The sequence below is a fragment of the Curtobacterium salicis genome (assembly GCF_011759505.1).
GTDB lineage: Bacteria > Actinomycetota > Actinomycetes > Actinomycetales > Microbacteriaceae > Curtobacterium > Curtobacterium salicis.
In genome coordinates this window covers 123,339-136,439 of the sequence record NZ_JAAOYO010000003.1, presented here as the reverse complement: position 1 = coordinate 136,439, position 13,101 = coordinate 123,339, and the positions used below count along the sequence as shown (strand labels likewise).

The 13,101-nt window shown below is 70.9% G+C and carries 13 protein-coding genes, 1 tRNA gene and 1 riboswitch; of the genes, 7 read left to right on the top strand and 7 right to left on the bottom strand.

Going from position 1 to position 13,101, the window contains the following annotated elements:
* Positions 1 to 15: 15 nt before the first annotated feature.
* A riboswitch (ZMP/ZTP riboswitch) is annotated at positions 16 to 101 on the top strand.
* 69 nt (positions 102 to 170) lie between these two features.
* Both glyA and E9228_RS09140 read left to right on the top strand, forming a co-directional pair.
* The gene (gene glyA, locus E9228_RS09145) at positions 171 to 1,460 is read left to right on the top strand and encodes a serine hydroxymethyltransferase (protein ID WP_425248375.1); all 1,290 of its coding nucleotides are present in this window, start codon (positions 171 to 173) and stop codon (positions 1,458 to 1,460) included.
* Positions 1,457 to 2,386, top strand: a complete 930-nt coding sequence (locus E9228_RS09140) for a tetrahydrofolate dehydrogenase/cyclohydrolase catalytic domain-containing protein (RefSeq protein WP_166780286.1) — start codon at positions 1,457 to 1,459, stop codon at positions 2,384 to 2,386. The genes glyA and E9228_RS09140 overlap by 4 nt, the downstream gene beginning before the upstream one ends.
* A gap of 295 nt (positions 2,387 to 2,681) precedes the next feature.
* Here E9228_RS09140 and galK read toward each other — a convergent pair whose 3' ends face one another.
* Entirely contained in the window at positions 2,682 to 3,824 is a 1,143-nt protein-coding gene (gene galK, locus E9228_RS09135; protein WP_166780285.1) for a galactokinase, read from the bottom strand.
* The gene (gene galT, locus E9228_RS09130; RefSeq protein ID WP_166780284.1) at positions 3,821 to 4,918 is read right to left on the bottom strand and encodes a galactose-1-phosphate uridylyltransferase; all 1,098 of its coding nucleotides are present in this window, start codon (positions 4,916 to 4,918) and stop codon (positions 3,821 to 3,823) included. Before galT ends, galK begins: the two co-directional genes overlap by 4 nt.
* Before the next feature lie 63 nt (positions 4,919 to 4,981).
* Here galT and E9228_RS09125 point away from each other — a divergent pair, with 63 nt between their 5' ends.
* Positions 4,982 to 5,827 (top strand): DeoR/GlpR family DNA-binding transcription regulator, encoded by an 846-nt coding sequence (locus E9228_RS09125; RefSeq protein WP_341849849.1) that lies wholly within the window; start codon positions 4,982 to 4,984, stop codon positions 5,825 to 5,827.
* Positions 5,824 to 6,771, top strand: coding sequence for an aldose 1-epimerase family protein (locus E9228_RS09120; protein ID WP_166780283.1), 948 nt, complete (start codon positions 5,824 to 5,826; stop codon positions 6,769 to 6,771). Before E9228_RS09125 ends, E9228_RS09120 begins: the two co-directional genes overlap by 4 nt.
* A 54-nt stretch (positions 6,772 to 6,825) precedes the next feature.
* Here the strand turns inward: E9228_RS09120 and E9228_RS09115 are convergent, their stop codons facing one another.
* The 3 genes from E9228_RS09115 to E9228_RS09105 form a co-directional block, all read right to left on the bottom strand.
* Entirely contained in the window at positions 6,826 to 7,146 is a 321-nt protein-coding gene (locus tag E9228_RS09115) for a hypothetical protein (protein ID WP_166780282.1), read from the bottom strand.
* Positions 7,147 to 7,309: 163 nt separating this feature from the next.
* Positions 7,310 to 7,948 carry a TetR/AcrR family transcriptional regulator gene (locus tag E9228_RS09110; RefSeq protein WP_166780281.1) on the bottom strand — a complete coding sequence of 213 codons (639 nt, stop codon included), beginning with the start codon at positions 7,946 to 7,948 and terminating at the stop codon, positions 7,310 to 7,312.
* Positions 7,949 to 8,038: 90 nt separating this feature from the next.
* Positions 8,039 to 8,111: transfer RNA gene (locus E9228_RS09105), tRNA-Lys, on the bottom strand.
* A gap of 43 nt (positions 8,112 to 8,154) precedes the next feature.
* Between E9228_RS09105 and E9228_RS09100 the strand changes: the two genes are divergently transcribed.
* From E9228_RS09100 to E9228_RS09090, 3 genes are all read left to right on the top strand, one after another.
* Entirely contained in the window at positions 8,155 to 8,784 is a 630-nt protein-coding gene (locus E9228_RS09100) for a DNA-directed RNA polymerase subunit beta (RefSeq protein ID WP_166780280.1), read from the top strand.
* A gap of 672 nt (positions 8,785 to 9,456) precedes the next feature.
* On the top strand, positions 9,457 to 10,056 hold the full coding sequence (sigK, locus tag E9228_RS09095; RefSeq protein WP_166780279.1) for an ECF RNA polymerase sigma factor SigK: 600 nt from the start codon (positions 9,457 to 9,459) through the stop codon (positions 10,054 to 10,056).
* Positions 10,053 to 10,925 carry an anti-sigma factor gene (locus E9228_RS09090; protein WP_166780278.1) on the top strand — a complete coding sequence of 291 codons (873 nt, stop codon included), beginning with the start codon at positions 10,053 to 10,055 and terminating at the stop codon, positions 10,923 to 10,925. The genes sigK and E9228_RS09090 overlap by 4 nt, the downstream gene beginning before the upstream one ends.
* A gap of 224 nt (positions 10,926 to 11,149) precedes the next feature.
* Here the strand turns inward: E9228_RS09090 and pstB are convergent, their stop codons facing one another.
* Together pstB and pstA are read right to left on the bottom strand one after the other, a co-directional pair.
* The gene (pstB, locus tag E9228_RS09085) at positions 11,150 to 11,929 is read right to left on the bottom strand and encodes a phosphate ABC transporter ATP-binding protein PstB (RefSeq protein WP_166780277.1); all 780 of its coding nucleotides are present in this window, start codon (positions 11,927 to 11,929) and stop codon (positions 11,150 to 11,152) included.
* A gap of 74 nt (positions 11,930 to 12,003) precedes the next feature.
* Positions 12,004 to 13,083: a phosphate ABC transporter permease PstA gene (gene pstA / locus E9228_RS09080; protein ID WP_166780276.1), complete on the bottom strand. Its 1,080-nt coding sequence runs from the start codon at positions 13,081 to 13,083 to the stop codon at positions 12,004 to 12,006.
* Positions 13,084 to 13,101 lie beyond the last annotated feature (18 nt).

The window sequence follows — 13,101 nt, the reverse complement described above, 5'->3', positions numbered from 1 at the left end:
GTGGCCTCGGTACGATCGAGGGGTCGCGACTGGCGTTGGATGGGTCACCATCGGGGAGCGACACCTGACACGGTGCGCGGCCGTACGCCTGGGCCGCAACCAATCGTCCACCCCGTCGTGCGTCTGCTCGGCGGTGTCGCGCTCCGGCGCGCCAGACAACGAGGAGTCCCGTGTCCATCACCGACCTGTCGCCCGCAGCGACGCAGTCTTCCTTCAACGCCCCCCTGTCCGAGGTCGACCCGGAGATCGCCGCCGTCCTGCAGCAGGAGCTCGGCCGTCAGCGTGACTTCCTCGAGATGATCGCGTCCGAGAACTTCGTGCCGCGCGCGATCCTCGAGTCCCAGGGCTCCGTCCTGACGAACAAGTACGCCGAGGGCTACCCCGGCAAGCGCTACTACGGCGGCTGCGAGTTCGTCGACGTCGCCGAGCAGCTCGCCATCGACCGTGCCAAGGCCCTGTTCGGTGCCGCGTACGCCAACGTCCAGCCGCACTCCGGCGCGACCGCGAACGCCGCCGTCCTGCACGCCATCGCCTCCGCCGGGGACACCATCCTCGGCCTCGAGCTCGCCCACGGTGGCCACCTCACCCACGGCATGAAGCTCAACTTCTCCGGCCGGATCTACAACGCCGTCTCGTACGGCGTCGACCCGGAGACCTTCGAGGTCGACTACGACGACATCCGCGCCAAGGCCATCGAGCACCAGCCGAAGGTCCTCATCGCCGGGTGGTCGGCGTACCCGCGTCAGCTGGACTTCGCGAAGTTCCGCGAGATCGCGGACGAGGTCGGCGCGAAGCTCTGGGTCGACATGGCCCACTTCGCCGGGCTGGTCGCTGCGGGCCTGCACCCGTCGCCGGTCCCGCACGCGCACGTCGTCTCCTCGACCGTGCACAAGACCCTCGCCGGCCCCCGCTCGGGCATCATCCTGTCCAACGACGAGACGCTGTTCAAGAAGCTGAACTCGGCCGTGTTCCCGGGGCAGCAGGGTGGCCCGCTCATGCACGTCATCGCAGCGAAGGCCACCGCGTTCCTCCTCGCCGGCACCCCGGAGTTCAAGGACCGCCAGGAGCGCACCATCCGCGGTGCCCAGGCCCTCGCAGCACGTCTGACGCAGCCGGACGCGAAGGCCGCGGGCATCGACGTCCTCACCGGCGGCACCGACGTGCACCTGGTGCTCGTCGACCTGCGCACGTCCGAGGTGGACGGCAAGCAGGCCGAGGACCTCCTGCACGAGGTCGGCATCACCGTGAACCGCAACTCCGTGCCGTTCGACCCGCGTCCGCCGATGGTCACCTCGGGTGTCCGCATCGGCACGTCGGCGCTGGCCACCCGCGGGTTCGGCGACGCCGAGTTCGCCGAGGTCGCGGACATCATCGCGCTGACGCTGATGCCGAACCCCGACGTCGCGGCGCTCTCGGCCCGGGTGAAGACCCTGACCGACGCCTTCCCGCTGTACGCGTGAGCACCCCCGCCCCGCTCCCGACCGAGCGCTGGGCGGGTGAGGGCAGTGCCGTCCGCATCGACGGCACCGCCCTCGCCGCTCGCACCCTCGAGGAGCTGCGCCTCCGCGTCGACCGCCTGCACGAGCACGACATCCACCCGGGCCTCGGCACGATCCTGGTCGGCGAGAACGCCGGCTCGCTGTCCTACGTGGCCGGCAAGCACCGGGACTCCGCGCAGATCGGCATCGAGTCGATCCGCCTGGACCTGCCCGCGACCGCATCGGCCGCCGACATCCGCGCCGCGATCCTGCAGATGAACGACGACCCCCGGGTCACGGCGTTCATCGTGCAGCTCCCGCTGCCGGAGGGCATCGACCCCACCCCGATGCTCGAGCTGATGGACCCGTCGAAGGACGCCGACGGTCTGCACCCGACGAACCTCGGGGAGCTCGTGCTCGCCGTTCCGGGAGGCGCGGGCACCATCGACGCGCCTCTCCCGTGCACCCCGCGCGGCATCGTCGAGATGTTGCGTGCGTACGACATCCCGATCCGCGGGAAGCACGTGACGATCATCGGCCAGGGCCTCACGGTCGGACGTCCCCTCGGGCTGCTCCTGACCCGACTCGAGGCGACCGCCACGCTCACGCACTCCCTGACCGCGGACGTCGCGGCCGAGTGCCGCCGTGCCGACATCGTCATCGCGGCCGCCGGGGTCGCCGGACTCGTCAAGCCGGACTGGGTGCAGCCCGGTGCGGCCGTGATCGACGTCGGCATCACCCGGGTCGTCAACGAGGAGACCGGCAAGGCGCGCCTCCGCGGCGACGTCGACCCGGCCGTGGCGGAGGTCGCCGGGTTCCTGTCGCCGGTCCCCGGCGGCGTCGGCCCGATGACGCGCGCCATGCTCATGAAGAACGTGGTCGAGGCGGCCGAGCGCCGCCTGCGCTAGCCGGGGCTGCCGCCGCTGCTGCTGCGCCGAGCCTCGGCCCTGCGGACAGGATGTGGCGCACGCGCGCCGAGTTGTGTCCGCCAGGCCGAGGCTCGGCGTGCGCGGCGCAGCCGCGGGGTGCGGCGCGCGGCCGGGGCAGCCGGGAGGTGCGGGGTGCGCCGCCGACGGCGCCACCGGCCCGGCCCGTGGTGCCGTCCGCACCCGCACAACGGCAACCGCCTCGCACCAGGGACTCCCGTGGTGCGAGGCGGTTGCTGTTGTGCGTAAGCGCCGCAGCTGGGGCCGCGGCCGCGCGCTACGCGTCGCGCCGCGCGCCCTGCGCCGCATGCACGGTGAACACGTTCGGCTCGTGGTACCCGGCCGCAGCGAAGGCGGCGGTGACGGCCGCGGCGATCCGGTCACGGGCCTCCCGGTCGACGAGCGCGATGGCAGCACCACCGAAGCCACCGCCGGTCATGCGTGCGCCGACGGCACCGTTCGCCATGGCCGTCTCCACCGCCAGGTCGAGTTCCGGCACCGAGATCTCGAAGTCGTCGCGCATCGACGCGTGCGACGCCAGCAGCAGCTCGCCGATCGCGCGGGGTCCCTGCTCGCGCAGGGTCCGGACGGTGTCGAGGACGCGCTGGTCCTCGGTCACGATGTGGCGCACCCGGCGGAACGTCTCGTCGTCCAGCAGCTCCTGGGCGCGCGGCAGGTCGTCGACCGCCACGTCGCGGAGGGCCGGCACACCGAGCACCTGCGCACCCTTCTCACACGAGTCGCGTCGGGCCTTGTAGCCGCCGGTCGCGTGGGCGTGCTCGACGCGGGTGTCGACGACCAGGACCTCGAGGCCGTTCGCCTCGAGCGCCAGGTCCACCACGGCGGTGTCCAGCGTGCGGCAGTCGAGGAACACGACGGCGTCCTGCTCGCCGAGGAGCGAGGCGGACTGGTCCATGATCCCGGTCGGAGCGCCGACGGCGTGGTTCTCGGAGTACTGGCCGACGCGGGCCAGGGTCTTCCGGTCGAGACCGAGTTCCCACAGGTCGGTGAAGGCCAGGGCGACGCCGCACTCGATGGCGGCACTCGAGGACAGACCGGCCCCGACCGGCACGTCCGAGTCGATGAAGACGTCGAAGCCGGTGCGCTCGGACAGGTCTGCGCCGGCCTGCTCGCGGAGCGCCCACGCGATGCCGAAGACGTACGCCGACCACCCGTCCATGCGGGCCGGGTCGAGGTCGTCGAGGGACAGCGACACGGGGCCGCCCTCCGGATCGAAGGACGACGCGACGCGGATGACCCGGTCCTCGCGCGGCGCGATGTCCGACGTGGTGCGCCGGTCGATGGCGAAGGGCAGCACATACCCGTCGTTGTAGTCGGTGTGCTCGCCGATCAGGTTGACGCGGCCGGGGGCGGAGTACCGCACCGCCGGCTCGTACCCGAACACCTGCTGGAACGTCATGCTCGTTCGATCCCTCCTCGGATGAACTCGGCTGCCTTCTCCGGGACGAGGTCCCCGATCCAGGCGCCCATCGCGGCCTCACTGCCGGCCAGGAACTTCAACTTGTCCGCCGATCGACGCGGGGACGTGATCTGCAGCATCAGTCGGACGGTGTCGCGGCCCGTGTGCACCGGTGCCTGGTGCCAGGCCGCGATGTACGGGGTCGGGTCGCCGTAGAGCGCGTCGAGCCCGCGGGTGAGTCGCAGGTGCATGTGCGCGAGTTCGTCCTTCTCGGCGTCGGTCAGCCCGGCGAAGTCCGGGACGTGGCGGTGCGGCAGCATGTGGATCTCGATGGGCCAGCGCGCCGCGAACGGCACGAAGGCGGTGAAGTGCTCACCGGCGAGGACGACCCGCTCGGAGCCGCGCTCGTTCGCCAGGTGCTGCTCGAACAGGTCGGGTCCGAAGCGCTCGATCGACGCCAGCAGCCGCTGCGTGCGCGGGGTGACGTAGGGGTAGGCGTAGATCTGCCCGTGCGGGTGGTGCAGCGTGACGCCGATGGCCTCGCCCCGGTTCTCGAACGGGAAGACCTGCTGGATGCCGGGCATCGAGGACAGCGCCGCGGTGCGGTCTGCCCATGCCTCGACGACCGTGCGGGCACGGGACTCCGAGATTGACGCGAACGAACCGCTGGTCTCGGGGGAGAAGCAGACGACCTCGCAGCGACCGACCGACCGGAGCTGGCGGTTGAGGCCGACGTCCGACAGCGAGTCGAGTGACGACGGGGCGTCGTCACCGACCAGGTCCGGCCCGAAGGACGGAGACCGGTTCTCGAACACCGCGACGTCGTAGCGGCTCGGGATCTCGGACGGGTTCGCCGCGGTCTGCGGCGCCAGCGGGTCCTGGTCGGCGGGCGGCAGGAACACCCGGTTCTGGCGTGCACTCGCGATCGACACCCACTCGCCGGTCAGGACGTCCTGGCGCATCCGGGCCGTCGCCGGACGCGGGTCCAGGACACGCTCGTCGATGCTGCGCTCAGCGGGCAGCGTCGAGTCGGCGTCGTCGAAGTAGAAGAGGTCGCGGCCGTCCGCGAGCGTCGTCGCACGTTTCGTGATCACCGGAGCACTCTACCCGCGGACGAAGGGTTGCGAAAGCAAGTGGAAGCAGACGAAACTCGTGGGGTGACGTCCGACGAGCCTCCCGTCCTGCCGGCGCTGCTGCGCCAGGACCGCATCGTCGCGCTCCTCGACGGTGCGCCCGGGATGGTCCGGACCGCAGCGCTCGCCGCCGCCGTCGGAACGAGCGAGGTGACGGTCCGCCAGGACCTGGCCACGCTGGACCGGGAGGCCCGGATCCGCCGGGTGCACGGCGGTGCCGTCCGCCTCGGGGCCGGGTCGCGCGAGCGACCGCTCGAGGAGACCGCCGTCGAGAACAGCACCGCCAAGGCCGCGATCGGCCGGGCGGCGGCCGATCTGGTGCGCTCCGGCCAGTGCATCGTCCTCGACGTCGGCACGACCCCCGCAGCCGTCGCCGAGGCACTCGTCGCCCGCGAGGACCTGGTCGACGTCACCGTCGTCACGAACTCGCTGACGACCGCACTCGCACTCGAACGAGCCGTCCCGCGGTTCACGGTCGTCGTCACCGGCGGGACGCTCCGTCCCCTGCAGCACTCGCTCGTCGCGCCGTTCAACGCGACCGTGCTGCCGATGCTGTCCGCGGACCTGGTCTTCCTGGGCGGGACCGGACTGGACGTCGAGCACGGTCTGACCAACGTGAACCTGCCCGAGACCGAGGCGAAGCGGGTCCTCGCGGCGGCGGGCAGGCGTACCGTCGTGGTCGCGGACGGCTCGAAGTTCGGCCGTGCCGACATCGGCGTGGTGAGCACGCTGCAGGACGTCGACGTCGTCGTCACCGCGGGAGTCAGCGCGGACGCGGTCGACCCGATCCGGGCGGCCGGGGTCCACGTGGTCGTCGCGGACGCACCAGCGGGCACGCCCCGCCCACCGGAGAGGAAGCAGACACCATGAGCACAGTGGCCAGCACAGCGGCACCCACCGGCGGTCAGTACCACCTGCGGCACGCCGGACCCGACGGTGTCGTCGAGGCCGTCGTCACCGAGGTCGCGGCCGGCATCCGGGAACTGCGGGTCGCGGGCTTCGACCTCACCGAGCCGTTCCCGGCCGACCAGGCTCCGGCCGGTGCGAACGGCATCGTGCTCGCGCCCTGGCCGAACCGCGTCGCCGGTGGCGCCTGGCAGCTCGACGGGAAGACCCAGCAGCTGGACATCTCGGAGCCGAAGTACGGCAATGCCTCGCACGGGCTGCTCCGGTTCGCGCCGTACCGCGTCGTCGACCAGACCGAGTCGTCGATCGAGCAGCAGGCCACGATCCACCCGCAGCACGGCTGGCCGTTCACACTCGAGACCCGCGTGCACCACGAGCTCGTCGAGGACGGCATCCGGATCACGCACACCGTCACGAACCGCTCCGGTCGCCCGGCGCCCTTCGCCATCGGCTCGCACCCGTACCTGCGCGCCGGTGACACCCCGGCCGAGGACCTGGTCGTCCGGCTCGACGCCGCGACGGCCTTCACGGTCGACGAGCGGAAGATCCCGAACGGCACCCGGCCCGTCGAGGGCACGGACGTCGACCTGCGACAGGGTCGCCGTGCGGGGGATTCCGACCTGGACACCGCGTACACGGACGTGACGCCCGACGCCGAGGGGATCCGACGAACGACGTTGCACGGTCCGGAGGGTGACGGGGTCGAACTGTGGCAGGACGCCTCGTTCCCCTACGTGCAGGTCTTCACGTCGCGGGAGTTCCCCCGGGGCGACGGCAAGGGGCTGGCGGTCGCCGTCGAGCCGATGACGGCACCCGCCGACGCGCTGAACTCGGGCGAGGGGCTGCGGTGGCTGGAGCCCGACGAGTCCTGGACGGGCTCGTGGGGGATCCGCCGCGTCTGGTCCTGACGTCGGCATGGTCGGTCTCTTCGTCGGAACGGGGCCGTCGCGGCACCCGGGCCGTCAGGCCCGGCGCATCCGCAGTGCCTCGACCGCGAGCGACTCGCTGGGGTAGCGACCGATCTCCTGCGCCCACGCCGGGTCGTCGCCACGCAGCGCGAGGAAGTCCTTGCGCTGGCGGACCACGTACCCGAGCACCGTGGTACCCGTCGCGACCTCGGTGAAGTCCTTGCGGATGTGGCGGACGCTGACCGCGGCTCCGCGGCGGAGCGCGTCGAGCAGGAGCTCGTCGCTCATGGTCGTCCCGGTGGCGGCGGCGAGCTCGACGAGGCGGCGCGCGTCACCGGTGGAGCTGGTCTGCGTGGCGTCGATGGGCTCGATCACGATGTACCCCGTTCGGTGTGGTTCGTTCAGTGCTGGTGTCCCGCGGTGAGCGGAACCAGGAACGACCATACCGAGGGGAATCCAACAGCCCGCTGAGCGGTGCACGCATGTGGACAGAGCACCGGCCATGGATGGGCTGGGGACGACTTGTACCCCGGTGAGGTCAGCTGGCGCGGCTGAGGTCCCACACCGGCGGCACGTACTCGCGGGACCAGCCCTCGCGCAGACGCGTGACCGCGCGGTCGAAGGACTCGAGGAGGTCCATCTCCGGCCGGACCATCGACTGCAGCTGCAGACCCTCGTAGGTGGCGAGGAGCTGCTCGGCGCCGCGGGACGGCTCCATCGTGTGCGGCTCGCGACCGGCGGCGATGTCCTGCATGAGGCTTTGCTGCACGAAGCCGTGGAACCGACGCCAGCGGGCGTGCAGCATCGGCGCGAGCGGGTGCCTCGGGGCTGCGGCGATGTTCAGCGTCGAGGTGAGGAAGCGCATCAGCGACGGGTCCTCGATGTTGGCGGTCACGATCGCGCGGAGGAACCGGATCGTCCCCAGTTCGGCGGCGAGCGGCGTGAGCGGGGTCGTCCGGCGGTCGTTCCACCGGTCGATCGTCGCCAGGAGCAGGCCGTCCCAGCTGGGGAAGGAGGCGTCGAGGGTCGCGGTGGTGGCGTTCGCCTCGTCGGCGACGCGGGCGGGGGTGACTTCGTGCAGAGGCAGTTCGTGGAGCACCCGGATCATCGCGTCGACGATCTGCGTACGGGTGAAGACGTCGTCGTGCGGTGCGGAGTCCATGTCGGGGCTGGGCATGTCAGCACCACACCACATCGGCGCCTCGGCGGGGTACCCCCACAACGAGCATCCTGTCCGGTGTGCGAGACGAGCCGGTACCCCCAGAGGTGGGCCCCGTGGGGCTCGAACCCACGACCCTCGGATTAAAAGTCCGGTGCTCTACCAACTGAGCTAGAGGCCCTCGCCCACAAGGGTATCGGCAGAGCAGCGCCTACACTGTCGCGGTGCCTCGCGAACACCACCGCCCCGTCCAGTTCACCGATGCCGAGTTCGCTGCCATCCAGGGCGGTGAGGACCCGGCCCTGGTGAACCGTGTCGCCCACGACACCGCCAACGCGTTGCTGCACCGGGTGCGCGAGGACCCGGATCCGGCCGTGGTCGAGCGCCTGGTCACCTACACGGACGTGCACGGCATCGACGCGATCGCCGAGCTCTGGGCACGTGTCGGGCCACACACCCTGCCGGGGGCGCTCTGGCGCATCTACCTGGTCCGCACGGTGATCCGGCAGAACCCGGAGGAGATCGCGTACCTGTTCGAGCGCGGGACCCAGCTCATCGGGACGATCGACCAGGCGGTCGCGGGCGCTGAGGAGCCGACGGGTCCGGCGGAGATCCTGACCCTCTCCGACCGGATCCTGCACGGCCTCTACACGGGCGACTTCGCGGTGGCGCTCGAGCGCGGTGCCGCGTTCGCACGGTTGACGGCTGCCGGTGCGACCTCGGTGGCGGACGACTCGGACGTCTCGGCGGAGGAGCGTGCGTCAGCGCTGACGACCCGTGCCTTCCGCCTGGCGGAGCTGGCCGAGGACCTGTCGGCCGCGGCAGCACTCTGGCGCCGCGAGAGCCTCGACTGACGCCGACCAGCTGACGCCGGCAGGCCGCCGCTGCCCATCTGGCGCCGGCAGCCGCCGCTGCCCAGCTGACGCCGGCAGGCCGCCGCCGACCGCCTGACACCGACGCACCCGGCCACGCGCACCGGTGCGCTGACGGCGGGATCGCTGACGCGCCTCCCGGCCGTGGTCCGGAGCGCATCCGGACATGAGAAGACCGGGCCGCAGAAGCGCCTCTCGGCGCGAGGCCGCTCGGAGCGGCGAATATTGGAGCCCGGGGCTTGCTGCGGCCCGGCAACACCAATAGTACGAGACGCCGGCTCCGTCGTACCCAGGTGTTCACTCTCGGTGGACAGATCCGGTACCGGGCGCGCCGCCGGCCACCCGCGATCCGAAGCGATCCTCACGCGTTTCCGCCCCGACCCAATCCGACCGGGCGGCGGCGCCGAATCATCAACGTGAGAGTCGCAAGACGTCTCACACGAGGTCCCCGGACGACCCGGGCCCGCTCGCGGGTCAATTCCCTGTGGGTCGTCCGGGGCCTCGTCACACGTACCGGCACCACCCGCGCAGCGACCGCTGCCGCGACCCGATCCGAACGGGACCCAGCTGATGACCACCGCGACCGCAGTCGCCGAGCGCTCTGTCCAGAGCGCGCGGTGGACGCCGTACACACGGGAAGGAGGAAAACCTGCAATGCTCACTCTCGTGGAAGGCGACATGGATGGTTGGACTCCCGCCGCGCCGGAACCGGTGTCGGCGGACGACCTGCTCAGTCGGGTCGCGACCGGCGACCAGGCTGCCTTCGCTGACCTGTACGACGAACTGTCCGGCCGGGTCCTCGGACTCGTGACGCGGCTCCTCAAGGACCGTGCCCAGTCGGAAGAGGTGGCGCAGGAGGTCTTCCTCGAGGTCTGGCAGCAGGCCACCCGCTTCGACCAGACCCGTGGCAGTGCAGCCAGCTGGGTCCTGACGATGGCCCACCGCCGTGCGGTCGACCGGGTCCGGGCCTCGCAGTCCTCCCGTGACCGCGACACCAAGATCGGCATCCGCGACTTCGAGACGGACTTCGACTCCGTCTCCGAGTCGGTCGAGATCCGACTCGAACACGAACGCGTCAGCCGGGCACTGTCCCGACTCACCGAGTTCCAGCGCCAGGCCGTGCAGCTCGCCTACTACGGCGGGTTCTCGCACAGCGAGATGGCCGAGAAGCTCGGAGTGCCGATCGGCACCGTCAAGACCCGTCTCCGCGACGGGATGATCCGACTCCGCGACGAGATGGGGGTGACGTCATGACCGACCGTCACGACGACCCCGAGCTGATGACCGGCTCGCACGCGTTGAACGCGCTGACCGACGACGAGCGCGCCGCGGTCGAGCGGGCACTGGCCGACTCCCCGGAGCTGCGCCTGGAGTCCGACTCCCTCCGCGAGACCGCCCTGGCCCTCGCCTTCGCGGTGTCCCCGGTCGAACCGTCCGCGTCGCTCAAGACGTCGCTGATGGCGAAGATCCAGACGACCCCCCAGCTCCCCGCCCTGGACGACTCCGGCGCCACGCAGGAGCCCGTCCGGGAGGCACGCCACGCGTCCGCCCCGGACGTCACGCCCGCCGCGACGGTCACCGACCTGCAGTCGGCCCCTGGTCGTGCTGCGTCGACCGCCCGGGCTCGCTGGTTCCAGCGGCCCGCCGCGATGATCAGCGTCGCCGCAGCTGCTGGCGTCGTCCTCCTGAGCGTCGGGCTCGGCGTCGGCGGCTCGCTGCTCCAGGACGACGGTGGGGCGCCGGCGACCACGCAGGCGGCCTCCGGCCTCGACCAGATCTACGCCGCTCCGGACTTCCAGCGGAGCACCGCCAAGGTCAAGGGTGGCGGCACGGCCACGGTCGTCTGGTCCGGGCAGCTCCAGCGGTCCGCGGTCATCCTCGACGGCGTCGACGCGGCGCCGAAGGACAAGACGTACGAGCTCTGGTACATCGGTTCGCAGGAGTCCGGCGGCAGCATCACCGCGGCCGGCCTGATGGACGACGTCGACGGCGGTGTCCGTTCGGCGGTCCTCCGCGGCACGATGGGCAACGGAGACACGATCGGCATCACCGTGGAGCCGGCCGGGGGCTCGAAGCAGCCCACCTCCGCCCCGGTGGTCGCCGTGCCCACGTCCGAGGCGTGACCGGCCCCTGACGGTTCAGGACGACGCCCCCGTGACCGACGGTCGCGGGGGCGTCGTCGTGTGGGCACGGTCGTGGCTGCACCGTCGTGTCGGGACCGTCGTGTCGGCACTGGCGGGCGGGCGGGCCCGGTCGTACGGCGTGACGCGGAGAGGCCCGGTGCCGTCCGTGGCGGACGTGCACCGGGCCTCCCGGCTGGACCGTCAGCAGACGGTCGTGACGCTGATCACCCGAATCGACCCGAGACGTAGTCCTCGGTCGACTTGACGGACGGGTTCGAGAAGATCGTCGCGGTGTCGTCGTACTCGATGAGGTGACCCGGCTGGCCGGTGCCGGCGATGTTGAAGAACGCCGTCTTGTCGCTGACGCGCGAGGCCTGCTGCATGTTGTGGGTCACGATCACGATCGTGAACTCCTTCTTCAGCTCCTCGATGAGGTCCTCGATCGCGAGGGTCGAGATCGGGTCGAGCGCGGAGCACGGCTCGTCCATGAGCAGCACGTCCGGCTGCACCGCGATCGCGCGTGCGATGCAGAGGCGCTGCTGCTGCCCACCGGAGAGGCCCATGCCGGGCTTCTCGAGGCGGTCCTTGACCTCGTTCCAGAGGTTCGCGCCCCGCAGCGACCGCTCGACGACGTCCTCGGCCTCCGAGCGCGAGATGCGCTTGTTGTTGAGCTTCACGCCGGCCAGCACGTTGTCCTTGATCGACATCGTCGGGAACGGGTTCGGACGCTGGAACACCATGCCGACCTGGCGACGGACGATGACCGGGTCGACACCCGGGGCGTACAGGTCGTCGCCGTCGATCTTGACGGAACCCTCGACGTAGGCACCGGGGATGACCTCGTGCATGCGGTTGAGCGTGCGGAGGAACGTCGACTTGCCGCAGCCGGACGGGCCGATGAAGGCGGTGACGGTGCGGGGCTCGATCGTCATGTCGACGCCCTCGACCGCCTTGAACTTCGAGTAGAAGACGTTGAGGCCGTCGACCTCGATGCGCTTGGACACGTGGTTCCTTCTGGGTTGGGTGGTCTGCGGGTCTGCGGGTCTGCAGCGCGTCAGCGGGGGAGGCAGCGCCCTCCCTAGCGGGGGAGCTTGGGCGCGAAGAGGCGGGTGATGAAGCGGGCCAGCAGGTTCAGCAGCATCACGATGAGGATCAGGAGCAGCGCCGCGGTCCAGGCCCGGTCGACGAACGGCACCGGGTTGGCGCCCTGCTGCGAGTACTGCGTGTACGCGAACACCGGCAGCGTCATCATCGGGTCCTTGAACAGGTCGTAGTTCATGCTCGAGGTGAACCCGGCGGTGACCAGCAGCGGAGCGGTCTCGCCGATGACGCGGGCGATCGAGAGCATGACACCCGTCGTGATGCCGGCGAGGCTCGTCGGCAGCACGACCTTGACGATCGTCAGCCACTTCGGGACACCCAGCGCGTACGAGGCCTCGCGGAGCTCCATCGGCACGATCTTCAGGACCTCTTCGGTGGAGCGCACGACGATCGGGATCATCAGCACCGCCAGGGCCACCGAGCCGACCAGGCCGAACCGGGCACCCGGGCCCAGGAACAGGGCGAACAGCGAGTAGGCGAACAGCCCGGCGACGATCGAGGGGATGCCCGTCATCACGTCGACGAAGAAGGTGATGCCGCGGGCGAGCGCGCCCTTGCCGTACTCGACCAGGTAGATCGAGGTGAGCAGCCCGATCGGGACGCTGATGAGCGCCGCGAAGAGCGTGATCTCGAGCGTGCCGATCAGCGCGTGCACCGCGCCGCCGCCCTCGGAGATGACACCGCGCATCGAGTACGAGAAGAACTGTGCGTCGAACCGGGCGAGGCCGTCGGCCAGGACCGTCCAGAGCAGCGACACCAGCGGCAGCACCGCGATGACGAAGGCGGTGATGACCAGCGAGGTGATCAGGCGGTCAACCGCCTTGCGGCCACCCTCGACGATGCGGGAGACGACGACGATGAGCACGTCGAACAGGACGGTGCCGAGGAACACCGCGGCGACGACGTTGAAGTCCTTGGTGGCACCGCCTGCGTTGAGCAGGGCGAAGACCAGGCCGAGTGCGACCCAGCTGCCGACGAGCAGCAGCCACGGGACGGACTTGTGGAGCTTGCCGTTGGCGAAGACGTTGCCGGCGGGCTGACGGAGTGCGAGGGACATCGGGGTGCGACCTTTCCC